General features: G+C 38.9%; 21 protein-coding genes. 13 read left to right on the top strand and 8 right to left on the bottom strand.

What is annotated here, in order from left to right; all coding sequences use genetic code 11:
- Window positions 1–298 precede the first annotated feature (298 nt).
- Together K9B36_RS13310 and K9B36_RS13305 are read right to left on the bottom strand one after the other, a co-directional pair.
- A complete protein-coding gene (locus tag K9B36_RS13310; RefSeq protein WP_223702699.1) occupies window positions 299–910 on the bottom strand; it encodes a DUF421 domain-containing protein in 612 nt (203 codons plus the stop codon).
- A 77-nt stretch (window positions 911–987) separates the two neighbouring features.
- A complete protein-coding gene (locus K9B36_RS13305; RefSeq protein ID WP_223702698.1) occupies window positions 988–2,289 on the bottom strand; it encodes a voltage-gated chloride channel family protein in 1,302 nt (433 codons plus the stop codon).
- 303 nt (window positions 2,290–2,592) lie between these two features.
- On the opposite strand from K9B36_RS13305, the gene K9B36_RS13300 reads away from it, so the two are divergent.
- Window positions 2,593–3,027 (top strand): ferritin-like domain-containing protein, encoded by a 435-nt coding sequence (locus K9B36_RS13300; RefSeq protein WP_223702697.1) that lies wholly within the window; start codon window positions 2,593–2,595, stop codon window positions 3,025–3,027.
- A 339-nt stretch (window positions 3,028–3,366) separates the two neighbouring features.
- Window positions 3,367–3,558, top strand: a complete 192-nt coding sequence (locus tag K9B36_RS13295; protein WP_223702696.1) for a hypothetical protein — start codon at window positions 3,367–3,369, stop codon at window positions 3,556–3,558.
- 61 nt (window positions 3,559–3,619) lie between these two features.
- Here the strand turns inward: K9B36_RS13295 and K9B36_RS13290 are convergent, their stop codons facing one another.
- The gene (locus tag K9B36_RS13290; protein WP_223702695.1) at window positions 3,620–5,080 is read right to left on the bottom strand and encodes a M20 family peptidase; all 1,461 of its coding nucleotides are present in this window, start codon (window positions 5,078–5,080) and stop codon (window positions 3,620–3,622) included.
- Window positions 5,081–5,249: 169 nt separating this feature from the next.
- Here K9B36_RS13290 and K9B36_RS13285 point away from each other — a divergent pair, with 169 nt between their 5' ends.
- Together K9B36_RS13285 and K9B36_RS16905 are read left to right on the top strand one after the other, a co-directional pair.
- Entirely contained in the window at window positions 5,250–5,495 is a 246-nt protein-coding gene (locus tag K9B36_RS13285) for a hypothetical protein (protein WP_223702694.1), read from the top strand.
- A gap of 46 nt (window positions 5,496–5,541) precedes the next feature.
- Entirely contained in the window at window positions 5,542–5,667 is a 126-nt protein-coding gene (locus K9B36_RS16905; protein WP_263399369.1) for a hypothetical protein, read from the top strand.
- 55 nt (window positions 5,668–5,722) lie between these two features.
- On the opposite strand, the gene K9B36_RS13280 is transcribed toward K9B36_RS16905, so the two are convergent.
- The 4 genes from K9B36_RS13280 to K9B36_RS13265 form a co-directional block, all read right to left on the bottom strand.
- Window positions 5,723–7,726 (bottom strand): TRAP transporter permease, encoded by a 2,004-nt coding sequence (locus K9B36_RS13280; protein ID WP_223702693.1) that lies wholly within the window; start codon window positions 7,724–7,726, stop codon window positions 5,723–5,725.
- Window positions 7,707–8,255, bottom strand: a complete 549-nt coding sequence (locus K9B36_RS13275; RefSeq protein ID WP_223702692.1) for a DUF1850 domain-containing protein — start codon at window positions 8,253–8,255, stop codon at window positions 7,707–7,709. Before K9B36_RS13275 ends, K9B36_RS13280 begins: the two co-directional genes overlap by 20 nt.
- Before the next feature lie 114 nt (window positions 8,256–8,369).
- Window positions 8,370–9,338 (bottom strand): TAXI family TRAP transporter solute-binding subunit, encoded by a 969-nt coding sequence (locus tag K9B36_RS13270; protein WP_223702690.1) that lies wholly within the window; start codon window positions 9,336–9,338, stop codon window positions 8,370–8,372.
- Between the two features lie 329 nt (window positions 9,339–9,667).
- The gene (locus tag K9B36_RS13265; RefSeq protein ID WP_223702688.1) at window positions 9,668–10,846 is read right to left on the bottom strand and encodes a glycoside hydrolase domain-containing protein; all 1,179 of its coding nucleotides are present in this window, start codon (window positions 10,844–10,846) and stop codon (window positions 9,668–9,670) included.
- Between the two features lie 423 nt (window positions 10,847–11,269).
- Here K9B36_RS13265 and K9B36_RS13260 point away from each other — a divergent pair, with 423 nt between their 5' ends.
- From K9B36_RS13260 to K9B36_RS13245, 4 genes are all read left to right on the top strand, one after another.
- Window positions 11,270–12,394, top strand: a complete 1,125-nt coding sequence (locus K9B36_RS13260; RefSeq protein WP_223702681.1) for a Fe(3+) ABC transporter substrate-binding protein — start codon at window positions 11,270–11,272, stop codon at window positions 12,392–12,394.
- 140 nt (window positions 12,395–12,534) lie between these two features.
- The gene (locus K9B36_RS13255) at window positions 12,535–14,175 is read left to right on the top strand and encodes an ABC transporter permease (RefSeq protein WP_223702679.1); all 1,641 of its coding nucleotides are present in this window, start codon (window positions 12,535–12,537) and stop codon (window positions 14,173–14,175) included.
- Window positions 14,175–14,852, top strand: a complete 678-nt coding sequence (locus K9B36_RS13250) for an ABC transporter ATP-binding protein (RefSeq protein WP_223702677.1) — start codon at window positions 14,175–14,177, stop codon at window positions 14,850–14,852. The genes K9B36_RS13255 and K9B36_RS13250 overlap by 1 nt, the downstream gene beginning before the upstream one ends.
- Before the next feature lie 593 nt (window positions 14,853–15,445).
- Complete coding sequence (locus tag K9B36_RS13245) at window positions 15,446–16,492, top strand: NAD(P)/FAD-dependent oxidoreductase (RefSeq protein WP_223702676.1); 1,047 nt, start codon at window positions 15,446–15,448, stop codon at window positions 16,490–16,492.
- A gap of 71 nt (window positions 16,493–16,563) precedes the next feature.
- On the opposite strand, the gene rluF is transcribed toward K9B36_RS13245, so the two are convergent.
- Window positions 16,564–17,280: a 23S rRNA pseudouridine(2604) synthase RluF gene (rluF, locus tag K9B36_RS13240; RefSeq protein WP_223702675.1), complete on the bottom strand. Its 717-nt coding sequence runs from the start codon at window positions 17,278–17,280 to the stop codon at window positions 16,564–16,566.
- Between the two features lie 142 nt (window positions 17,281–17,422).
- On the opposite strand from rluF, the gene K9B36_RS13235 reads away from it, so the two are divergent.
- The 5 genes from K9B36_RS13235 to K9B36_RS13215 all read left to right on the top strand — a co-directional run bounded on the left by K9B36_RS13235 (window position 17,423) and on the right by K9B36_RS13215 (window position 23,974).
- A complete protein-coding gene (locus K9B36_RS13235; RefSeq protein WP_223702801.1) occupies window positions 17,423–18,826 on the top strand; it encodes a mechanosensitive ion channel in 1,404 nt (467 codons plus the stop codon).
- Between the two features lie 367 nt (window positions 18,827–19,193).
- Entirely contained in the window at window positions 19,194–20,288 is a 1,095-nt protein-coding gene (locus K9B36_RS13230) for a BMP family lipoprotein (RefSeq protein ID WP_223702674.1), read from the top strand.
- Window positions 20,289–20,423: 135 nt separating this feature from the next.
- Complete coding sequence (locus K9B36_RS13225) at window positions 20,424–21,947, top strand: ABC transporter ATP-binding protein (protein ID WP_223702673.1); 1,524 nt, start codon at window positions 20,424–20,426, stop codon at window positions 21,945–21,947.
- A complete protein-coding gene (locus K9B36_RS13220; RefSeq protein WP_223702672.1) occupies window positions 21,944–23,017 on the top strand; it encodes an ABC transporter permease in 1,074 nt (357 codons plus the stop codon). Before K9B36_RS13225 ends, K9B36_RS13220 begins: the two co-directional genes overlap by 4 nt.
- 3 nt (window positions 23,018–23,020) lie before the next feature.
- Entirely contained in the window at window positions 23,021–23,974 is a 954-nt protein-coding gene (locus K9B36_RS13215) for an ABC transporter permease (protein ID WP_223702670.1), read from the top strand.
- The last annotated feature ends 287 nt before the right edge of the window (window positions 23,975–24,261 follow it).

Below are 24,261 nucleotides of genomic sequence, written 5' to 3'. Positions count from 1 at the left end.
TCACATATAGGAGAGAAACAAGCAAACAGAATAAATGCTGTTTGCCTATCTTGGTTTGTTTAGTAGCAGAGGTTACTTTAATCCCATTGGTTGTTGGCTTTACGTAAGTTGGTACTACTCGTTACAATCGTTACTGTCGTGCTCTTTTCATATTAAATTATTTCACGTCAGGAAATATATTATCAGATCCATTTGTTGTGACAGAGTTCATTTGACCGTTTACTTCTATAAAAGAGATGCTTATGCTTTGCTTCCTTATACGGACTTAGAGCATGTTGCCTGTTATCCGCTACATGCTCTAATCAAGATTTTCTTTAGGTTCTTCCCTATGTTTTCTATTTTTCACTTCAGTAAAAATATTATCTGAAACAATCGCTTGCGGTTTTAGTATTTCACTCGGAGGATTAGATCGATATGATTCAATCAGCGCTTTCAGCATCTGAATATCTTCTTTCGTAGCGTATTGTTTATCAGACTTTAACATATAACCTAACTGCCCGTTCGGTTCGATTGTTGCCCATTGTAAATCAGAAAAATGCTGAATGCTTTGTTGTCTCAACCTGACTTCAAGCATATCAACCGTTAACCGCAGTTTTTTCAAATTGCTTTCATTAATTTGGCCGTTTTCTATTACTATAAGGGATTTTCCATAAATAAAAGTCTCCATAGCATTCGATCTCAAAACAATATACTCAATAAGGATAAGTGTACTTACCATGAGAAATGTAATCACCATGGTAATCCAAATGTTCCTATCGCCAACAGGCTGAATAATTAATGACCCAACAGCTATCATCATGACAGTTTGAGCAACCGTAAGCTGGGAAATTGATTTTCTTCCAGCTAATCGTAAAATAAGGACTCCTCCAACGACGACAACAACAGCTTTCCATATAAAGTGTAAATCCACCAACATCGCCTCTTTTCAAACAATATCTAAATGCTGCTTTGTAGTTATAATTCATCAGTCTATAGCAATTAGGGTTTCTAAAGCCTTTTCTTTTTTTCAGCATTTTCAATAGTTTCTGCTCGAGGGATATTATATAATCTGCTTTTTGGTTCATATATTTTTTGAGAAGGCCAGAGTCCATGATGTCCCGAGAATAGATAGCTGACTAAACAAGCAACAAAAAAGTACTCTAATCCTTTTCCATCGAACATTTCCATTGCCAGGAGGAAAGCTGCTATAGGAGTATTTGCACCTCCACAAAAAGTGGCGATTAGGCCCAATGCAGCAAGAAATGACATAGGTAAACCCATGAACGTGTGTAAGGTATTACCTAAAGTTGCCCCGATGAAAAATAGAGGGAGGGCCTCCCCTCCAACAAATCCGCTTCCGAGAGTTACTGCTGTAAATACCAGCTTGGCTAAGAAGGCAAACGGGGGGACTTCTTCATGAAAAGATTGTTCTAATATATCTAATCCCCGTCCATTATAGTCTTGGGAACCAACAGTCAATGTTAATACTACAATAATGATTCCTCCACAAAAGGCTCTCTGCATATGATTTTTTTTGAAAATTTTCTCGGAGTATTTTTGGATTCCATGTCTTAACTGACAATATAAAACACTGATTAGACTGAAAACAACAGACATAAGAATAACTTTTAAAAACGTCACAATCGATATTTCAGGAATGTACTGTATAATAAATTCTTCGTGTTTATGTCCCCAAGCTTCCGAAGTTATATAGTGGCCAACAAAGCTAGCCACAAGACAAGGAACAAGTGCTTCAAATTTCAGCTTTCCTAAAGCAGCCATTTCCATACCAAATACAGCCCCAGTTATGGGGGCTCCAAAGGCGGCCCCAAAACCAGCACTTATGCCGCTTATCATTAAAATTTTCTTATCGACGCGGTTTACCTTAAAAAGTTTGTTGACCGCTGCAGCTACACTTCCTCCCATTTGTACAGCTGCACCTTCTCTTCCCGTTGAACCACCAAAAAGAACTGTGATAAAGGTCCCAAGATAGACAATAAGACCCATTCTACGTGGAACCTCTTTTTCTCCATGGACGGAATCGATCACTAGATTGTTTAATTCTGCAGTGTCATTTAAAGTGTTATTCAATACTACCTTTCCGTATTTCATATATATATATCCTATAATAATTCCTGCAAAGGGAAGGAGATAAATAAGCCAATCTCTTTTTGCTCGTATGTCATCTCCTAGAAAATCATTTGTCTCTAAAAGCAAGTTTGTTGCAGAACCAACAATTATCCCAATTAAACTTCCAAAGAAGGTCCACTGCCCCATAATAGTTAAAAAATTTTTATATTTTATCCGCATTTCTCAGCTCACCTCAATTCCCGCCTCTAATAAGTTTCATCGATTCTATTTTGGCCCATTCTAGTGAAATTATTAAACTGATGGCGGGGTTTGCCTGACCAGCACTGCCCCCAAGCAACATATAGCCTTTTGCGGAAATCAACAGCGTCGTTTAACACAGCCTAATCTTAAAAATAGGTAGAAAGAAATCTATGTGAATATAATGACACCAAATGTATACGATGGAATTTCTATTTGTTTATCCAAAAAATATCCGGGTATAAAGATAGTAGAGACAAATAACTAAAGGATAGGGTGAGTTAAATGGATAACAGAACAAAAGAGTTAATTGATGGTCTAAATGAAGATTTGGCAAATGAATATGCTGCCAGCATTATGTATACGAATTATGCTGCCGTGGTATCAGGGCTATACAGACAAACACTGAAGCCTCTATTCGAGTCGGAAATTGCGGATGAGCAGAAACATGCCCTTTATTTAGCAGAAAAAATCAAAACTCTTGGCGGGACTCCAACGACGACACCAGCTGAGGTTAAACAGACGAATGATGTGAAGGAAATGCTTATAGAAGTACGTAACGCAGAGAAGGCAACCATTGACCGCTATGAAACACGAAAAAAACAGGCTGAAGAATTAGGTCAAACGGAGCTTGTAGTCAAGCTTGAAGACATGATTTCCGATGAAACACACCATATGGAAGAAATGGATCGCATTTTAACAGATGCCCGTTTTAACTAAGCTTTGTTAACTGTGTAAAATATTACGTAAAATAGAGAATAGGCTGAGTTAAAAAGTATCCCACAAAAAGAAACCATAGCAGATTTGCATGGTTTCTTTTGTTATTAATCAACAAAAATATTATGAAGATTTACCTTAAGATCTGTTCAATATTAATGACTCTTCAGCAGAAGGTTGGAGCAAAAGGGGAAGACTCCAACGTCCAGCCTACCGCCCAGTGGAAAACGAAGTCTTTTCGAAAATCTACAACGATATTAACTCCTTTTTTTACTATCTGTATTATCTGTGAGAAGATATAAGTAACAAATTAAAACTTGTATCTTAAAGGAGTTAACATTGATGAAATTCATGAAATCACAAATGAAACAGTTAATTAAAGAAAATAATGAACTGCAACAACGATTAAGAGAGCTGATGGAGGAGCACGGACTTGAAAAAAACTTTGCATTAAAGGCTCTTTATCATTCGGAAGTGGCGGAAGGCGGGAAATATCAACTAGACTACCAAGAGCTTGATCCGCCCAAAAGTTAAGTAATATCTATGGCTCGCCCTTGTAGATAAATCATTACAGGGGCTGGCCTTTTTTAAAATTTTACTTATTCACTTCTTCTATAATTTCTGCATAAAACATAATCGCCTTCAAGTAATTTTTTACACTTACATGTTCATTTGTCCCGTGCATTCTATTAAGATCGCTTGAAGTGATTTGAACCGGAAGAAAACGGTACGTATTCTCAGAAACAAGGTCATAGTGCTTGGCATCTGAGCCGGCAACCATTAAGTAGGGTGCAATAATAGCATCGTTATAGATATTTCTGGCTGCTTGTTGAATGGCTTCGAATTCCCAGCCGTCAATGGAAGATACACTTGTTGCTTCACTTCCCGTTACAGACACCTGAATCGCATCATCTTCAATAGTACTTTCAATATATGCTTTGACGTCTTCCAAAGAATCGCCTGGCATAAGTCGAAGGTTAATGAAAGCGGAAGCCTGTTCCGGTAGAGCGTTATATTGCTCTCCCGCCTGAAAAATCGTCGGTGCAATGGTGGTTCGGATTAACGCAGCAGAGGCTGGCTCTTGAAGCAAAATATGTTCTATAACTGGTTTGAAAAGAAATTTGTTTGCAAAAACGTACTTCATACCGAAATTCATTTCAGGTGCGGCGTATTCAAATAGGTCCTCACCTGGGCCTTGAAGGTTTGCTTTAAATTGAGTTTCTTCTAGCTTGGCGATTGCGCTTGAAATTCTACCGATATTGGTGCGGTCCATCGGTTGAGATGAGTGCCCGCCACTTCCTTCAATTGTAAGTTCAGCGGTGGCAGAGCCTTTTTCCGATATTCCTACAACTCCAACAGGCTGCTCTACTCCTGGAACCATGTTTTCAATAATGGCACCACCTTCATCTAGCACAAAATCAAACTGTATCCCTCTATCCTTTAAAGTGCCAGCAATAGCCATAGCTCCATGCTCTCCACCGATTTCTTCGTCAAAGCCAAACATAAAGTACATATCTCTATTAGGTTGAAATCCCTCTGTTGCTAAATACTCAATGGCTTCCAATATTCCGATTACGCCAATTTTGTCATCAAGTGACCCGCGGCCCCATATTTTATCTTCTACAACGGCTCCACTGAAAGGACCTTGCTCCCAATTCGCTTCTGTACCCTCTAAAACTGGGACGACATCATAATGACCAGTCAATCCAATGGGATTTATAGCAGAAACTTTGCCTTTCCATTTATACAAAAGTGCATATTCATTTATTTTTTCCAATTCCAGTTTTTCATGAACAGTTGGATAACTGTTCTCTAAAAAAGTGATAAAGCGATCAAACTCCTCCAAGTCCATTCTTTCTCGATCTTGATAGGAGATTGTTTTGTATGAGATAGCTTCGGATAAGTGAGCAAGTGCTTTTTCCTTATTAATAGCGTAATTCTTAGGAGTAGGTAACGGTTGTTTAGATTTTAAAGTAACAGTATTAAAAGCGGTTACAACCAAAAGTAAAAAAAGTACTATTCCAAATAGTAGTGTGATGACCTTTCGTTTTTTCATTAACTATTCCCCCATTCTATCTAAGTATATTTTCGTACTATAAGAGGAAATACCTTTATTACGAACTTACTATTTTCCATTAACAAAAAAAGTGATAAAAACTACAAGTTTTTTTAAAAAATGGACATACTACATACGAAATTAATCACAAAAAAAAGGAGATAAAAAAATGAAAAGTGTACTACTAAAATTAGTGGGTTCTTTCTTAGCGATACTCCTTATAACTGGATGTGCAGCTGATAACGGGAATCCCCCTCCTGAGGACAACAATATGATGAACACGGAAAATGATCCTCTTGAAGAAGCAGAAGAAGAACTTGATGAAGAGGAAGAAAATATGGAAGAGCCTTTGGACGAAGAAGATGGAGAAATAGACAATAACGCTGAAGATGGGGTTATAGACGATAACGAATAAAATAAAATGTGGGAAAGGAATTCTACCACATATTGGAGGTGTCAGCATGCCAAACCGAAATGATAACAAATTTAGAAAAATTGAGTCCGAAAGCCAGAAGCAGGGAAAATCTAAAGAAGAGTATGCTGCCGAGCTGGAAATGAATAAACTAAAAAGTCAAAAGCGTAAATAAGAAAGCAGGTGCCTACACTATCAACTGTAGGCACCTGCTTTTATTCTGCGCACTATTAGGTAGAAGCTCCAATTCCTTTTGAGAAATTGCCTTTATCTTTTTTATGAAATTTTTGTAATGCAAGCATGACGGCAAAAACGCTAAGTCCAATAATATCAGTAAAAGACTCTGGATAAATTAACAACAAGCCGGTAAGGACGGTAATAATTCTTTCAATTCGATAAAGCTTGCGATACCAGAAGCCTATTAAACCAGCACCGATTGAAATCATACCTACAATAGAAGTGACCAAAATCCATGAGACCTCAGGGATTGTTGTATCAATCATTAGTAACTGAGGCTGGAAGACAAACATATAAGGGATAATAAAAGCGGCTATTGCTAGTTTAGACGCATTTATTCCTGTTTTGAGTGGATCCCCTTTGGATATTCCTGTTGCAGCAAAGGCTGCTAATGCAACTGGCGGCGTTATATCTGCAATGATACCAAAGTAAAAAACAAACATATGCGCAGCAAGTATAGGAATGGCTACATCCAATTGTGTATTTAAGGCAATAATTGCTGGAAGCGCAATTGTCGAAGTAATAATATAGTTAGCGGTTGTAGGCGACCCCATCCCTAATATGATAGAAGTAATCATAGTAAAGAATAGTGTGAGCAACAATTGAAAGGTCGGAGTGGGAGCGATTGAACCTGCAATATCTACCAGTCCATTTCCAAGTTTAAGACCTAGCCCAGTTTTGGTCACAACCCCAACGATAATCCCTGCGCAGGCTGTTGCTGCTGCAACCCCTAGTGCAGTACGAGCACCTGAAGTTAAAGCCAAAATAAACTTACTTGGCGTAATTCGAGTATCCTTCCTAAATAAACTAACGATAATCGTACTCAAAATACCAAGAAGAGCCGTTCTTTCAATACTAAAACCTTGGAATAACAATACTACTATTACTAATATCGGAAGCAATAAATGGATTTTCTTTAATACTTCCTTCTTAGGAGGAATTTCCTCTTTTGGCAAGCCGAGCAACCCTTGTTTCTTTGCTTCCAAATGAGTCATAATCCATATCCCGGAGAAATAAAGGATGGCTGGTATGGTAGCCGCCTTCGCGATATCCCAATACTTTACCCCTGCAAATTCGATCATAAGGAAAGCAGCAGCACCCATGATAGGAGGCATAATCTGCCCTCCAGTGGAAGAAGCTGCTTCAACTGCACCAGCGAAATTCCGATGATAACCTAGTCTTTTCATTAAAGGAATGGTATAGGAACCAGTTGTAACGGTGTTTGCGACAGAGCTACCCGAGATGGTTCCTTGTAATGCGCTAGAAAAGATCGCAACCTTCGCTGGCCCACCAATTCTTCTGCCTGCAAAGGAAATCGCCAAGTCATTAAAATAATTTCCCACACCTGTCTGGACGAGGAATGCTCCAAATAATAGGAATAGGAAAATGTAGGTCGAAGAAACCTGTAAAGGTGTACCAAGGATTCCTTCCGTTGTAAAGAACATAGACTGGACAAATTGATTTATACTAAGACCTCGATGCCCCAACATTCCTGGCATATACGGTCCAAACAAGGCGTAGATCATGAAAACGACCGCAATAATGGTTATCGGAAGGCCAATTGCCCGTCTGGTTCCCTCGATAACGAGCAAAATGGCTAACCCACCGATAATCACCTGACCTGTCGTGATACTGCCGATTTGTTGCACCATTGTTTCATAAAATACAGGCCAATATCCGCAGACAATAATGGTTAGTAACACAAGGATGTAGTCATACCAATCCACTTTTGTTTTGGTGGTTCCTTTTTTCGCTGGAAATAATAGAAAAATAAGTGTTAAAGCAAAGCCTAAGTGAACCGTTCGTTGAATATAGGCAGTGTATTGTCCAAATATCCCTGTATATAGCTGAAATAAAGAAAAAGCAATTAATAGAAAGAAGACCACTTTAGCCATATACCCTGTTACTTCTCGGGTATTGGAGTCGGCATCATACTTTTTTAAAAGCTTTTCTTGTTCTTCTGCAGTCAGTTCCTTTTTATCCTTCGAGTCGCTCATGAATTTTCAACCCTTTCCAATAATGCCATAGTGATAGTTTTTCGACTTTTACTTTATACCAAGCTCCTGGAGTGAAGACCTCATTAAACCAAACCATTTTTTCCCCACGCTCTCCCCAAAGAAGGCGGTTTTCTGAAACGGTTTTACCGTTACGAATATTCATAGAAGGAAAGACGTTGTTTAAATTTTTAATATGATATTTTCCATCTTCATAGACAAACTCAGATCCTTCTTCTGCGTTAGAAGGCATTCCAATACCGAATTCTTCATAAATGATTTCATATTGTACAATCTCTCCTTTTTCTGAGACCTTGTACTTTTCTACAACATCTTTCAAATGAATGGAATGCTTGAATATGATTTGGAAATGGTCACCTTCGTCAATCGGAAGAAAGGCCTTGATTTGGGAGGTGTTCTCTACATAAAATACTAATGCAGTTCGGAAAGGAACAAATAATAGCAACAACACACAAATAACAATAAAAGCAGCCATAATTATATTTCTGAGTCTTCTAAGAACATATTTCATTGTAACCCACCTAAAAATAAGTTCTGTCTGTCCTGGTTGAAAAAAGAAGGACCGACAGCAATTTCCTATAATTATAGGATTGACAGTCGGTCGTTCTAAAGTTTATAGCTTTGCTTAGTCCATTAATCCTTCTTCTTTAAAGTATTTCTCTGCTCCAGGATGGAAGTCAATTCCGATCCCATCGGTTGCTGTTTCGAGCGTGATAAACTCATTTTTAGCATGACCAATTTTATCGGTATTTTCATAGATTGCTTTTGTAATGTTGTATACTAGATCCTCGGAAAGATCAGCCGTAACAGCTAACATGGCAAGTACTGCAACCGTACTCACTTCTTCCTCCAGATTATATGTCCCTGCAGGAATAACTTCTGCTGCATAGTAAGGGTAGCTTGCGATCAACTCATCCACTTTATCTTGTGCAATTGGTACAATTGATATTTCTGTAGTAGCAGCTAATCCTTCTACCGCACCAGTAGGTGTTCCAGCAGTGATGAAGGCTGCATCAATATTACCATCTTGAATTCCGCCAGTAGATTCACCGAAATCCAAGTTTTGTACATCAATGTCATCCATTGTCATTCCATGGACTTCTAGGATTTGTTCTGCATTAATGTAAGTACCAGAACCAGGGGCACCTACAGAAACGGTTTTTCCTCTTAAGTCTTCTACACTACTAATACCAGAATTAGCGGTAGTGACAATTTGGATCGTTTCCGGATACAGCGATCCAATAGCCATTACGTTGTCAACAGGCTCTCCTTCAAATGCGTTAACACCTTCGATGGCATTTGCCACTACGTCTGTTTGAACAAATGCAAGTTCAGCATTGCCCTCTTTTAATGCAATAACATTATCAGCAGAAGCGTTGGAAGACACTGCGTCTGTTTGAACTCCTGTTTCATCAGTAATAATCTTTGCCATTGCCCCACCTAGTGGATAATATGTACCACTCGTACCACCAGTTAGCATGCTTAAATATTCAGGATCATCTCCTGTTGACGCTTCATCATTTCCACATGCAGCGACAAACAATGATAACACTAAAAGCATGGATAGGAGTAAAAAACCATTTTTCTTCTTCATCCAATTCCCCCTAAAATAATATTTAGTACTTTCCTTATTTTACAATTATTACAGTGATTTATCAAATAATTTGAAATAGTTTAAAGATGTAATCATGATTTCTTTATGGGTTTTTTAAAGACGAATGTGTTAAACGCCGTGGTTGTTTTCCGCAAAAAGCTACGCGTTCTATGGGGCGGTGCTCGAGCCGCCTCGGCTGAGCTGGGACAAAGCGAAGTGCCTGAAACGGAAATCAACGGGCTTTTTAAGGCAGGTACGCAAAAAACTGTAGACATCTTCGAAATATTTCGAGTTTGTCTACAGTTGCCTTTTCTATGAAACTTTAATTTTTATTGTTCGCTATCAGGAGCCCATAGAAATTCCAGTATCTCACTGGAAAATAGATTAGTATCGATATTACACGTCTCAGCATCTAATCCATACTGCCAGCCCCATGCTAGAGTATCTTCCGGTGCCTCTGGATTAAAGTCTGGTGCTTCTGCTTCAGTTGTAATGCCTATGTTTGGAGAAGCAGTCCAGATTATGTTATTCTCGCCTAATTCCGAGTTATTTTCGTTTGCTTGAATATAGGCGTCAAAGAGGGCTCTTTCCGGGTCGAATATCCCGTATATTCCAGATTCATAGCCTGCTGAGGTGATTGTCTCATACCAGCCACGGATGAACTCGCTATCTACCGGGTAATTGGGCTCGATGTCTGCAAATAGGGCGACCCCTTCAGGAATGCCTATCTCTTGTGCAAGTTGAATCGCATTTTCTGCTTGAGTAACGCCATTATCAAAACCTGTAGCATCATTGAACATATTATAGATGGGAAGAATATAATCTTGTTCTCCATGAATCAATGCTACTTGGTCTTCGGTAAGGCCAAAGGAAACGCCCTCCTTGTCACCTAGGTAACGACCAAATACTACTGGATCACCAAAGTTATCACGCACACAGCCATAAAAATCTTCTGTAGTAAGACTTGCTGAGTCAATTCCCCAAACGATGTCACCTTGGTCCTCTTCGCCATTTCCGTTGCCATTGCCATTATCTTCGTCACTTGAGTTGCCATCTGCACTACTCGTTACATTGTTCTGCACGTTTGCATTCACATCGGATCCGACATTATTAGCCAGGTTATTACTGAGATTATATTGTCCGCTGCCATTCAAGTTATTTTCTAAAGTATTTTCAACTAACCCTTTTCCATTCCCAGCCAAATCATTCTCCACAGTATTGTTAATATCTGCATCCCCACTGCCATCTATTGTATTAATCAAATTATTGTCAATAGAACTTTCCCCATCTTTCTCAATATGATTCGTTACCGTTGTTTGGATAGTAGCCGAAGACTCTCCACTAATATTGTTCTGAATGTTATTTGTAATCTGGATATTGATATTATCAGACTTTGTATGACGGTCTCTTATATCCACCTCAAGGAAACAAAAGAATAGAACAACACACGAAAGGAAAACAAAGAAAGCTGCCAATAACTGTAACGGATACTTCCCTGCTAGCCGCATTAAAACATATCCCTCCTTCATACAAATCACTCTCATAAGCGTTTGTGAAATTCTTTTTATCCTATGAAAGTAACTGCATATAAGTGAGTGATTAGAGGGATATGCCATCTTTGAATCTGTTTATAAATAGCGAGTAACTTTTCGCAACTGCGCAGAAAAAGAACATTATTTGATACTAGGCACTCCTAGCTGTTGTTCATGGAGATCAACAGCGGTGTTAAACGGAATCCTATATATTTCAGCTCAATTTATCTCTAATTTCAAGTGTTTCTTCAAAAAAAGCTCTTTTTGTAATAGCGTTTCAAAATATAAAATTCATAAACTAGTAAAATGCTAAAAAAGTGTTGACATGATAACGGTTATCAATGTAATATACAAATGAGATTGATTATCAATACTAATTACATAAGGGGTGTCTCAAACATGAAAAAACTAAATATATTCATTAGTTTAATGCTTGTACTAGTGCTAGCATTAACAGGATGTGTCAGCAGCACGAATAATGGTAACAGCACGAATAATACCAATGGAAATACTTCTTCTGAAAACACTGAGGAGACTAACAGTGATGAAGCGACAAACGAAGAGGAAGAAGCGGGAGAAGTTAATTTATATACAAGCCGTCATTATGAAGCAGACCAAGAGTTATACAAACTTTTTGAAGAAGAAACAGGCATTAAGGTAAATGTTGTTGAAGGAAAAGGCGATGAATTAATGGAGCGTTTAAACATTGAAGGGGAAGCGACTGAAGCGGATGTTTATATTACAGCAGACGCTGGAAACCTTTATCAAGCGAAAGAAAGTGATCTTTTACAAGCAGTAGAAAGCGATGTACTTACTGAAAATATTCCAGAAAAGCTTCGTGATGAAGATAACCAATGGTTTGGATTAACAAAGCGTGCGCGTGTCATCGTGTACTCCAAGGACCGCGTAGATCCGTCGGAACTATCAACCTATGAAGCTCTAACAGAACCTGAATGGGAAGGTCGAGTAGTGGTACGTGCTTCTGAAAATATGTACAATATTTCTTTATTGGCATCTTTTATTGAAGTGATGGGGGAAGAGAAGGCAAAAGAGTGGGCACAAGGAATTGTAAATAATATGGCGCGTGATCCGCAAGGTGGAGATCGAGACCAAGCAAAAGCAGTAGTAGCAGAGGAAGCGGATGTAGCAATTATGAACACCTACTATTTGGGTGGGATGTTAAACTCTGACGATCCTGAGGAAGTAAAAGTGGCAGAAAACGTTGGGGTGTTTTTCCCTAACCAAGATACAACTGGTACACACATCAACATCAGTGGAGCTGGTGTGACTAAACATGCAAAAAATAAAGAAAATGCGATTAAATTTATTGAATTCTTATCTAGTGATGAGGCACAAGGGAAATTTGCACAAGCAAACTATGAATACCCAGTGAAAGAGAATGTAGAAGCTTCCGAACTTCTACAATCATGGGGAGAATTCAAAGAACAAGATGTGAAGCTCTCTATTTTAGGGGAAAACCAACAAGCTGCAATACGTTTATTTAATGAAGTAGGTTGGAAATAAGAAAAAGGAAGTAGAACCGGATCTGTAACAATGATTCGGTTCTATTCTTTTTTTTGCACATTACATTCCATTTGAGAATGATTTTCGTTATAATTAACCTGGATTAATTTAGTTTTAATGTTTAAAAGGATGTGTCATCTGTGAAGAAGTTCCATTGGTCGAGGGTTAAGCATAAAGGGTGGGCCCTTGCTAGCATATTTTTCATTTCTATCATTCTTATTCCCAATATTTTGATTGCAGTGGAGTTTTTTACAGAGCCTAATGAAAATTGGCTTCATATAAAAGAATATCTATTAAGAGACTATCTTCAAAATTCACTGATTATCATCCTTTTCACTGCGCTTGCTACGATGTTCATCGGCACAAGCTTAGCATGGCTGGTAACAATCTATCACTTTCCATTTCGGAACTTTCTTAAGTGGGGGCTCATTTTACCCCTCGCTATTCCGCCATATATTGCTGCCTACACCTACCACGGCATACTTAACTATACCGGTGTGGTCCAGTCAGGCTTACGTAATAACTTTGAGCTACAGGTCAATCAAGCCTACTTTAATATCATGAGCATTCCAGGTGCAATATTTATTTTTACAGTTACGCTATTTCCCTATGTGTATTCTATTACCCTGAGCTACTTTCAAAGCTTATCTGCCTCGGTTATTGAAAATGCTAGATTATTAGGCAGTAATAGCATAAGTACCTTTTTCCGTGTCGCTTTGCCGATCGCCAGAGGAGCTATCGTTGGAAGTGTAACGCTTGTCATTTTAGAAGTATTAAACGACTATGGGGTGGCAAGCTATTTTGGAATTCAAACAGTCAGTACTGCGATTTTTAGGACCTGGTACGGCATGATGGATTTGGACTCTGCCTTAAAACTCGCAGGAACCCTAATGATTATGGTAATGGTCATTTTATCCATGGAGCGTTTGCTTCGTGGAAGGAAAAAGTTTTTTGATCCCTCCTCCAAAGTTCGTCCAATACAACCGAAGAATCTAAAAGGAGTACAAGGATGGACTGTTTTTGCTTTTTGTTTTAGCATTTTTACCATTGCTTTTATCATTCCAGTGCTGCAACTTATCCGATGGGCATCCATGACGTATGATCAAATTTTCAAAGAGGAATTTTTAAGTTTGGCTGCAAACTCTATTTTTGTTGCGAGTATTTCGGCGTTACTTATTATTGTAATAGCACTAATTATTTCGAATTACACAAGGCTGCAGCCGGGTGTCATAACAAAAATATTCTCCCGAGTAACGACACTGGGCTATTCTATTCCTGGAGCAGCGATCGCCATTGCCGTTATTACAATCTTTATTATGTTAGATGAGCAAATTGTCTCGTTTCTTGCGCTATTTAATTTAAAGCCGGAATTTGTTCTTAGAACTACCTTGGTTATGCTTGTATTTGCCTATGTGATACGATTCCTTGCAATCGGATTTAATGCGGTGGAATCAGGCTTTGAAAAGGTAGGGAATAAATTTACGGAAGCATCTAGAACGCTAGGTGCATCTACTTTCAGAACGTTCCTAAAGGTTGATCTTCCTCTATTAAAAGGAGCAATTGTGAGCGGATTCATTTTAGTGTTTATTGATATCCTAAAAGAGTTGCCGCTAACATTATTTTTACAGCCCTTTAATTTTTCGACGTTAGCCACACAGGCTTTTAAATATGCGAATGATGAAAGAGTACAAGAAGCATCCATCGCATCACTATTGATTATTTTCATCAGCGCTTTAAGTATCTTTATTTTTTATCGTGTGCTAGATAAGGAGGGTAAATAATGTTCGTCCAAATACGAGACTTGCAGTTTCAATATAAAAACTCGAAAAGCCATACGCTTCGTGACATTGCGGTGGATATTAATAAAGGCGAAATCATCTCGATTCTTGGTAAAAGTGGGAGCGGGAAAAGTACCCTTCTACGACTTATTGCCGGACTCGAAACTCCCCAAGTTGGAACCATGAAGATTGATGGGAAGCAAATCTTTGATTCCAAGACACTACTATCACCAGAAAAGCGGGGGGTTGGGGTAGTTTTTCAGGACTATGCACTATTTCCGCATATGACAGTCGCTCAAAACATTAAATTTGGCCTAAGAAAAATGTCGCGTAAACAAAAACAAGAGCGGTTAGAGGAAATGCTGTCACTGATTAATCTTGCGGATTATGGCCAACGCTATCCTTATGAATTAAGCGGTGGCCAGCAGCAGCGTGTGGCTTTGGCAAGGGCCCTTGCTCCTTCACCGTCCCTCCTTCTTTTAGATGAGCCTTTTAGTAATTTGGATGTACACTTACAAGAAAAAATTCGGGAAGAGTTGAAAGATATTTTAAAAAGGGCCCAGATCACTTCGATCTTGGTTACCCATGATTTTAATGATGCAAAGGCAATTGCCGACCGAATCTTGTTTATTGATGAAGGGCAGCTCGTGGTAAAGCCTTGTGAACTAGTGATGAGCTGACTAAGTTAAGGATGAAAACCCCTTTTAAAAATCTAAGGGGTTCCATTTTGGAAGAGAAAACCTTAATCTACACCTAAATTAGGTATAGAAATAAAGTACATTTAGTAATTGTATCTTAATAGTGAAAACCCAGAACCTATTGGTTTTGGGTTTTTGATTTTTAATTCTGTTAACGATAAATTCCCATTTGGGTTTCTTTCTACTATAAACGAGGTGTTTTCGTCCTTTAATTTTGGGGACATTACCCATGGAACGGGGTTAGTGGGTAGACTTCGTGGTTGCGTGCATACGGTATTCCGGTGTTGCGTACCACTTCTCGGGACTTGTGCACGTAACTCGGGTTTTTCGTATCACTTCTCGGGACTTGCGCACGTAACTCGGTTTTTCCGTACCACTTCTCGAGATTTGCGCACGGAACGCTTTTCTCCAGTTTTGTTTTTCTGTAATTGTAAGTAATATGCAACTTTTATGAAGAGCACTTCTTTTTTTGGTCGTCCACCGTTTTTTTGGTTGTAAAAGTGAAGAAAAAGACGTATATTGGTCTTAAGTGAGAATGATAATCAGTTTTAAATGGGGAACAGGAGTGATCGGTAATGGGGAATGAAATCTTTGATGTTACGGTAATAGGAGGCGGTCCAGCAGGTCTTTACTCTGCTTTTTATAGTGGCCTTCGAGAAATGAAAACCAAAATAATTGAATTTCAACCACAATTAGGTGGCAAAATCCATGTGTATCCTGAGAAAATGATATGGGATATTGGAGGCCAGACACCGATTCCCGGAGCGAAATTAATCCATCAACTTGTTCAGCAGGGACTGACATTCAATCCAGAGGTAGTATTAAATGAAAAAGTCGAATATATCACAAAAGATGAAGAGGGTAACTTCATCCTGCAAGCTGCTTCAGGCCAAAAGCATTACTCCAAAACGGTCATTGTTGCAGTAGGAAGCGGAATTCTTAATCCTCAAAAGCTTGATATTGAAGGCGCAGAAAGATTTGAAGTGTCCAATCTAAATTACACTGTAAAATCCCTAAAACATTTTAAGGATAAAACCGTCATCATTTCAGGTGGAGGAAACACAGCAATTGATTGGGCAAATGAGTTAGAACCGATAGCAAAAAAAGTTTATATAACTTATAGGAAGGATGCATTGGCTGGACATGAAGCACAAGTGTCGCAGTTGTTAAACAGTTCGGTTGAATGCATCTTCCATTCTTCCATTACTAAGCTAATTGCTTCCTCGAACCAAGAGGAAATCGAGCGTGTCGAGCTGACAAACAACAAAACAGGGGAGAAAAGCTTTCTCTCTATAGATGAAGTTATCATCAATCATGGCTACGAACAGGATGCAAGTTTGCTTCAAAAAAGTGAGTTAAATATAGAGATTGCAGAAAACTTCTATATCGCTGGCAATGCAAACAGTGAATCATCGGTGGAGGGGCTTTATGCCGCTGGGGACATTTTAAAGCACGATGGAAAGCTTCATCTGATTGCAGGTGCCTTCCAGGATGCAGCGAATGCGGTAAATAAGGCGAAACTCTATATCCAGCCAGAAGCAGAAAAAGCGGCAATGGTTTCCTCGCATAATGATGTATTTAAAAAGCGCAACAGGGAGTTAGTAAAGGAAATGATGAGTTAATAGAAAAAGGCGACCGGTCACAATGCTTTAAGCGTTGTGACCGGTCGCCTTTTGTATACATTGTTGCTTGATCACCATTCTTTTGGCTCGTAATCAAGCTCTGCAAACAACTGTCTTTTTTCTTTTTTAGATAAGTCGCGCCATTGTCCCATCGGAAGGTTGTTTAATTGAATGTTCATAATGCGCGTACGTTGAAGGCGGAGTACCTCGTACCCTAGCTCGCCACACATCCGTCGTATTTGGCGATTTAACCCTTGTGTTAAGATGATTTGAAAATCAAATTTTGAAAGCTGTACCACTTCACAAGGAAGCGTTTTTGTTCCTAAAATCTTCACACCTTCTGACATCTGCTTTACAAATTCCGGAGTGATCGGCTTGTCTACTGAAACGATATATTCTTTTTCATGTTTATTCTCCGGTCGCAAAATCTCATTAATAATATCCCCGTCATTTGTAAGGAGAATTAGCCCTTCGGATTCTTTATCCAATCGGCCTATATGGGACAGGCGTAAAGGGTGATTCACCAGATCAATTATGTTACCTTTAACATTTTTTTCTGTCGTACTTGTAATCCCAATCGGCTTATTGAGGGCGATATACACATTATCTCTAGCTATTCGGATAAGCTGTCCATTGACGAGAACTTCGTCTCCTGGCTCAACCTGCCCGCCAATCTTGGCAACTCTTCCATTAATTTTAACTCTTCCTTCTTCTATTAATTTATCTGCACCACGTCTGGATGCGACTCCAGAATCGCTTATAAATTTATTAATTCTCAGTGTACCCACGTCCTTAAGAAAAAATTGTTTGTCTTCCCCATTTCAATACCCTCATCATACAACAATCAATTAGCACCTTACAAATCATTGTTTAATGATGGGCATTATAGGTTATTTAATCCATAGAGTGCTAGCCGTTCATGATTAATGGATTGTAGCACTTGCCCTCATAAAAATAGAAGGAGTGATTTTTTTGAACGATGTAAACCACAGTTTTCAATCAGCAATAAATTCTTTAATTGAAGCCATTCCAAACGTCATTGTCGCTTTACTGCTTTTACTGCTAGCATGGATTGTAGCTACCGTAGTAAAAGGAATTGTTGTCAAGCTCTCTAAAAAAGCGGGAATGCATAAAGCGATGACAAGGTCTCGTATGGTCAGAAGCGAGGAACAGGGGAAAAGTGTAATCGATTCTTTAGGTAAAATCGTTTTCTTTTTAGTCTTCATCCTCTTCCTGCCTAGTATTTTGGATGCGTTGAATATGAGAAGCGTATCCCAGCCTATAACAGATATGGTACAGAAATTCTTGGCGTTCCTTCCAAATCTATTTGCAGCGGCTATAATCATAGCAATTGGTTATTTCGTAGCACGTCTTGTAAAAGACCTTGTTTATAACCTACTACTTAGTCTTAATATTGATCATTGGTTTGACCGTATAGGTGGTAGTGCTGGAAATAGTAGAGTGCAAACACCAAACAATCCTCAAGGTGCAACAAATCTTCAAGCAGAAGTAAAGGACAACAAAGGAACATTAGCTAAAATTGTTTCTAACATTATTTTCGTAATCATTTTAATTCCAATAGTAACAATTGCATTGGAAACGCTAAATATTGAAACGATTTCCGAGCCAATTGTATCTGTATTAAATACAATCCTTAACATGATTCCAAATATTTTTGTCGCAATCATATTATTGCTTGTAGGTTACTATTTAGCTAAATTTGTATCTGAATTGCTAGTAAGCCTACTGAAACGTACAGGAATCAGTAATATCTACCAGTCATTAGGAATGCAAGATCAACCGAAACCAAAGTTTGATCTAGCATTGGTAATTGGACAAGTTGTTAAAGTATTAATTATTCTTTTCTTTACAGTAGAAGCATTAAATGTGCTGCAGCTAGACGTGCTAAATAATATCGGTAATGCGATTATTCTTTACCTGCCAATGTTAATTAGCGCAATGATCATTATCGGACTGGCATTAGTAGGGGGCAATTTCCTACAAAACCTCGTCACCAAGTACACTAACAGCCCATTTACTGGAGCAACAGTGAAATATATTATTATCGTATTTGCTGTATTTATGGCTCTCTCCCAATTAGGCTTTGCAAGCACCATTGTAAACATAGGGTTCTTGCTAATCTTAGGAGGTCTCTCCATCGCATTCGCTATCTCCTTCGGTATCGGTGGAAGAGAATTTGCAAAGCGTAACCTAGAAAGATTTGAAAACAAAATCCAAAAAGATAAAAAGAAACCAAATACACCGGATACGCCTAATACACCAAACACACCGAATAACTTCGACAACAATGGCTTTAATGGACCTAAAGTATAAGAAAATAATGCGATATAATATTGAAAAGACAGGAAAAGGGACAACCTCTTCCTGTCTTTTTTAGGCTCTTTTCTTAAAGATTGTTGCTATAAGATCAAGAAGATAGTTAGTTATCATATCTTAAGTGCTCTCCTACAGATTGAATAATTAAGCGTATTCAAACATGTAAATAATACCAACACTCCGTGAACAAACCCAATAATAATCGACATTTTTTGCAGGTTATAGTTTTCTAGTAAAAAAGAATCAGTAATTTTCACAAATCTTTTATAAACATATATTGAAAAATAAGAAGTTTAAGAATATAGTAGGAATAGTAAGGGTTTACAAAACACAATAAATTTAAACTTTTTGGGGGAGTACAAGCATGAAAAAGGGATTACTTGCTAGTATTATTACAGTAATGACAACTATGCTCTTTTTAGTTGGTTGTGGCAGCGATAACAGCAGCGGCGACGGAGAAAAGGATACAAGTTTTAAAGTAGGTATGGTTACAGATGCTGGAACCATTGATGATAAATCATTTAACGAAGGTACTTGGAACGGTGTAGTGGAAGCTACAGAAGAGTTAAATCTAGAAAACAAATATTTAAAACCTGCAGGTACTTTAGAATCAGATTACATGGCAGAAATTACAAACCTGTATGATGCAGACTTTAAATTTATTGTTACTCCTGGTTTTAAATTCGAAACAGCAATCTTTAATGCACAAAGTCAATTTGAAGATGCAAAATTTGTATTAATTGATGGAACTCCTCATAACGGAGACTTTAATTCAGTTGTAGGAGAAAACACGGTTTCCATCTTCTTCGCTGAGCATGAAGCAGGATTCCTTGCTGGTATTGCTACTGCACTTGAGCTTCAAGAAGGTGAAACAGGATTTATCGGCGGAATGGAAATTCCACCTGTACAGAAGTTCAACTGGGGCTTCCAACAAGGTCTTGCTTATGCAAACGAGAATCTTGGTACGAACGTAACAATCAAAGAAGAGAATGTTGTCTACCAAGGTTCATTTGATGACATGGCAGCAGGACAGCAAATCGCTGCACAAATGTACAGCCGTGGAGTAGACGTTATCTTCGCAGCAGCAGGCGGCGTTGGGGTTGGAGCTATTAATGAGGCGAAAACTCGTGTAGCAGATGGAGAGAATGTTTGGATCGTTGGAGTAGACGTTGATCAATATGAAGACGGCTTAAACGAAGATGGAACAAAATCTGTTGTACTAACTTCTGCTACGAAGCAAATTGATAAAGCAGCAGCTGATATGATTAGAGCAGAAAAAGAAGGGAAATTCCCTGGTGGAGAAACACTAATGTTTGATGCTAAAAACGATGGTGTTGGTCTACCTGCAGAAAACCCTAACTTAAGCGATGAAACAACAACTAAAGTGGATGAAGTATTTGAACTAATTAAATCCGGTGAAGTAACAGTTTCTCCTGAACAAGGCAATCTTATCAAGTAATCCGAGTAAAGTTCGAACGAGGTAATAACAAAAGAGACGGGTTGTCCCGTCTTTTTTGTTGCCTATATTGATAGAGGTTAGTTGTCTGTCCTCTTCAAAAAAAGAGATAAATTCTATTAAAGGGAGAATCGCTATATGGAATATGTAGTTGAGATGCTCAATATCAGGAAGGAGTTTCCTGGAATAGTTGCTAATGATGACATTACGTTGCGCCTGAAGCAGGGAGAGGTACATGCTTTGCTTGGGGAAAACGGGGCCGGTAAATCAACACTTATGGCCATACTGTTCGGAATGTATCAACCAGATAGAGGATCAATTAAAGTGAAGGGTAAGGAAACGAAGGTTGCTAGCCCAAACGTCGCAACAAAGCTCGGAATAGGGATGGTACATCAGCATTTTAAGCTTGTAAGTAATTTTACCGTCACGGAAAATATTATTCTAGGTTCTGAATCACACAATTATTACGCTCTTGATACAAAAACGGCGAGTAAGAGAATAGAAGAGTTATCGGCAATGTACGGCCTAAATGTTGATCCCCATGCAAAAATAGAGGATATATCGGTAGGAATGCAACAACGTGTGGAGATTCTGAAAATGCTTTATCGTCAAGCGGATGTCCTTATCTTGGATGAGCCAACAGCCGTGCTCACTCCTCAAGAGATTTTAGACCTCGGAAAAATAGTAAAAAACCTTATAGCAGAAGGCAAGTCAATTATCATAATCACCCATAAATTGAAAGAAATTAAAGCAATGGCCGACAGATGCACGGTCATCCGAAGAGGTAAAACGATTGGTACAGTCAATGTATCGGAAACAAGCAAGGAAAAGATGGCTGAAATGATGGTTGGTAGAGAAGTGAACTTTAAGGTGAGCAAAAAAGAGAGCTCCCCAAGTGATGTGGTACTGAAAATGAATTCGGTTACAGTAAAACATGGCAAGGATGTTATCGGTTTGGATAATGTTTCACTTGAGTTAAAAAAGGGTGAAATACTTGGAATTGCCGGTGTCGACGGGAATGGCCAGTCCGAGATAGTGGAAAGCATAACTGGATTGATTAATGTAGATTCAGGTTCCATCCATTATGAAGGGCATGATATTACCAAGATGCCTGTTCGGACCAGAATTGCCAAAGGAATTGCCCATATTCCTGAAGACCGTCATAAACGAGGACTGGTTCTGGACTATACCATTGAGGAAAATATGGTACTAGAACTTTATCATCGTCAACCATTTTCAAAAAAAGGATTACTAAACTTTTCTGCTATAAGAAAACATGCAGACCATATTATTAAGAGCTTTGATGTTCGTTCTGGTCAAGGTGCCACTTCGATTGCAAGATCTCTTTCAGGTGGAAATCAGCAAAAAGCGGTTATTGGAAGAGAAATTGAGCTTGACCCTACACTATTAATTGCCGTTCAACCAACACGGGGCTTGGATGTAGGTTCCATTGAATATATTCATAAAAGATTAATAGAACAAAGAGACAAAGGAAAAGCGGTACTTTTGGTTTCTTTGGAATTAGATGAAATATTAAATGTATCTGATCGCATTGCTATCGTCAATAACGGTCAACTCGTCGGCATTGTTAACGCTTCAGAGACAAATGAAAACGAGATTGGACTAATGATGGCTGGAGTGAAGAAGGGGGAAGACGAATGAGGAGCGGAATTATCTCGTTACTTGCTGTAGTATTTGGTTTACTTGCAGGTGCGATATTAATGGCTATCACAGGAAACAACCCAATTGAAGGGTATCAGTATTTGTTTGAAGGTGGCCTGAAAAATACTTCTAGAATAGGAAATACACTTGCTACTGCAACTCCTCTTATTTTTACAGGATTATCTGTGGCATTTGCTTTCAGAACAGGACTATTCAACATCGGTGCAGCAGGACAAATGCTTTTTGGTGGATTTTTGGCGGTGGCCGTGGGCTTAACCTTCGATTTACCAAAACCATTGCTATTATCAATCATGATCTTTGCAGGTTTTCTTGGTGGAGCATTATGGGCATTTATACCTGGTCTCCTGAAGGCTAAGTTTAATGTTCATGAAGTAGTATCTACTATTATGATGAACTGGATTGCATACTGGACGGTATATTATGCTGTACCAGCCTATTTCAAAGGGGAGTTTTTGGAAACAGAATCCAGAAAGCTTTCTGATTCAGGTTCGTTAAGAGTATCTTTTCTAACAGAAGCATTTGACGGTTCTTATATTAATCTAGGGTTATTCCTAGCCGTTATTGCAGTAATTATCTTCTCATTTATTATAAATAAAACAACACTCGGTTATGAGCTTAAAGCAGTAGGATTTAACAGGGATGCTGCAGAATATGCAGGAATTGCTGTTAACCGCAGTATCATCACATCCATGCTAATTTCTGGAGGACTAGCCGGACTTGGTGGAGTGGCCTACTATGCAGGAAATGCAACAAGCATTCAGATAGGTATTCTTCCAACACAAGGGTTTGACGGAATTGCTGTGGCATTACTTGGTGCTAATACAGGAATCGGTGTACTATTAGCAGCCGTTTTCTTTGGATTGCTATATTCTGGTCGTGGCTTTATGAATGCAATGACAGATATTCCACCAGAGATAGCAGATTCCATTATTGCGATCATCATTTATTTTGCTGCAACAAGTATTCTCATTGAACGTTTTGTGCGCTTCTTGTTGAACAAAAGAAAAAACAAACAAAACACAACAACGAAATTGAAGGAGGGGGAATAGATTATGTGGACAACTATTCAGCAAATAGCCCCGTATGCAATTATATTTACGATCCCTCTTTTAATTACTGCATTAGGAGCACTTTTTAGTGAACGAAGCGGAGTCGTTAACATTGGGTTAGAAGGGTTAATGGTAGTAGGAGCCTTCTCTGGTGCCCTCGTTATTTTGAAAATGCAGCAGTTGATGCCAGGTCAGACCAGGGCCATCTGGATTGGTTTACTAGTAGCGACAATAGTAGGTTTATTATTCTCGCTATTACACGCATTTGCCAGTATCAACCTGAGTGCAAATCAGATAATCAGTGGGACAGCAATCAATATGATTGCAGGAGCTCTAACAGTGTTCTTGGCACGTAATATAACAGGAAGCGGAAACATCCGAATTAATAGCGGGTTTCGTCCTTTTGATGTTCCCTTTCTTTCGGATATTCCAATTATAGGAAGTCTCTTTTTTACAAGAACCTACCCGACTACCTGGTTGATTCTTGCCATCTTGATTGTCAGTACATTTGTACTATATAAGACTCCATTTGGACTGCGTTTAAGAGCTTGTGGTGAGCATCCACATGCTGCAGAGGCTGCGGGTATCAGTGTAAGAAAGATGCGTTATATCGGAGTTATGATTTCCGGAGCGTTCTCAGGTTTAGGTGGAGCGATTATTATCGTAACCTTCGGTGGAGAGTTCACGGGTACGGTGGCAGGTCTTGGGTTCTTAGCACTTGCTTCTCTAATCTTTGGGCAGTGGAAGCCGATGGGAATACTTGCGGCGACCTTATTCTTCGGGTTTGCAAGTACTGTCGCGAATGTTTCTCAGGTTATTCCTAATCTTGCTGTGTTTCCGCCGGTGATACTGAAGATTTTCCCTTATGTTGTAACATTAATTGCCTTGATCATTTTCTCTAAGTCTTCTCAAGCTCCAAAAGCTGTCGGAGAACCATTTGATTCTGGTAAAAGATAAATAGTTGTTAACTTAGGCATATTTCCTTTTGGGAAGTATGTCTTTTTTTCGTTCCGATCCTTAGCTGGGAATGTCTAGAATTAAGGGTGCTCTTTAAATATTTTAGTGAAATTGCTCTATATGGTGAATGGAGGGTTCGGCTATAGACCGCTGTTTCTCTTCACGAAAGGCTTCGCGTCCGCGGGGCGCTTGGGAAGCCTCCTCGGCTAAACGCCTGCGGGGTCTTCCCAAAGCACTATCTCCCGCAGGAGTCTCCGCCTTTCGTTCCGATTCACAGCTGGGTACGC

The organism is Sutcliffiella deserti (assembly GCF_020037475.1).
GTDB classification, from domain to species: Bacteria; Bacillota; Bacilli; order Bacillales; family Bacillaceae_I; genus Sutcliffiella_A; species Sutcliffiella_A deserti.
This window is presented reverse-complemented; position numbering and strand designations above follow the sequence as displayed.

Bases quoted from the DNA above. Each gene is read 5' to 3' on its own strand.
- K9B36_RS13220 (WP_223702672.1), top strand. From the start codon at position 21,944: ATGAGGAGCGGAATTATCTCGTTACTTGCTGTAGTATTTGGTTTACTT.
- K9B36_RS16905 (WP_263399369.1), top strand. From the start codon at position 5,542: ATGCCAAACCGAAATGATAACAAATTTAGAAAAATTGAGTCCGAAAGC.
- K9B36_RS13290 (WP_223702695.1), bottom strand. From the start codon at position 5,080: ATGAAAAAACGAAAGGTCATCACACTACTATTTGGAATAGTACTTTTT.
- K9B36_RS13270 (WP_223702690.1), bottom strand. From the start codon at position 9,338: ATGAAGAAGAAAAATGGTTTTTTACTCCTATCCATGCTTTTAGTGTTA.
- K9B36_RS13245 (WP_223702676.1), top strand. From the start codon at position 15,446: ATGGGGAATGAAATCTTTGATGTTACGGTAATAGGAGGCGGTCCAGCA.
- K9B36_RS13250 (WP_223702677.1), top strand. From the start codon at position 14,175: ATGTTCGTCCAAATACGAGACTTGCAGTTTCAATATAAAAACTCGAAA.
- K9B36_RS13285 (WP_223702694.1), top strand. From the start codon at position 5,250: ATGAAAAGTGTACTACTAAAATTAGTGGGTTCTTTCTTAGCGATACTC.
- K9B36_RS13280 (WP_223702693.1), bottom strand. From the start codon at position 7,726: ATGAGCGACTCGAAGGATAAAAAGGAACTGACTGCAGAAGAACAAGAA.
- K9B36_RS13300 (WP_223702697.1), top strand. From the start codon at position 2,593: ATGGATAACAGAACAAAAGAGTTAATTGATGGTCTAAATGAAGATTTG.
- K9B36_RS13230 (WP_223702674.1), top strand. From the start codon at position 19,194: ATGAAAAAGGGATTACTTGCTAGTATTATTACAGTAATGACAACTATG.
- K9B36_RS13305 (WP_223702698.1), bottom strand. From the start codon at position 2,289: ATGCGGATAAAATATAAAAATTTTTTAACTATTATGGGGCAGTGGACC.
- K9B36_RS13260 (WP_223702681.1), top strand. From the start codon at position 11,270: ATGAAAAAACTAAATATATTCATTAGTTTAATGCTTGTACTAGTGCTA.
- K9B36_RS13225 (WP_223702673.1), top strand. From the start codon at position 20,424: ATGGAATATGTAGTTGAGATGCTCAATATCAGGAAGGAGTTTCCTGGA.
- K9B36_RS13295 (WP_223702696.1), top strand. From the start codon at position 3,367: ATGAAATTCATGAAATCACAAATGAAACAGTTAATTAAAGAAAATAAT.
- K9B36_RS13275 (WP_223702692.1), bottom strand. From the start codon at position 8,255: ATGAAATATGTTCTTAGAAGACTCAGAAATATAATTATGGCTGCTTTT.
- K9B36_RS13215 (WP_223702670.1), top strand. From the start codon at position 23,021: ATGTGGACAACTATTCAGCAAATAGCCCCGTATGCAATTATATTTACG.
- K9B36_RS13265 (WP_223702688.1), bottom strand. From the start codon at position 10,846: ATGCGGCTAGCAGGGAAGTATCCGTTACAGTTATTGGCAGCTTTCTTT.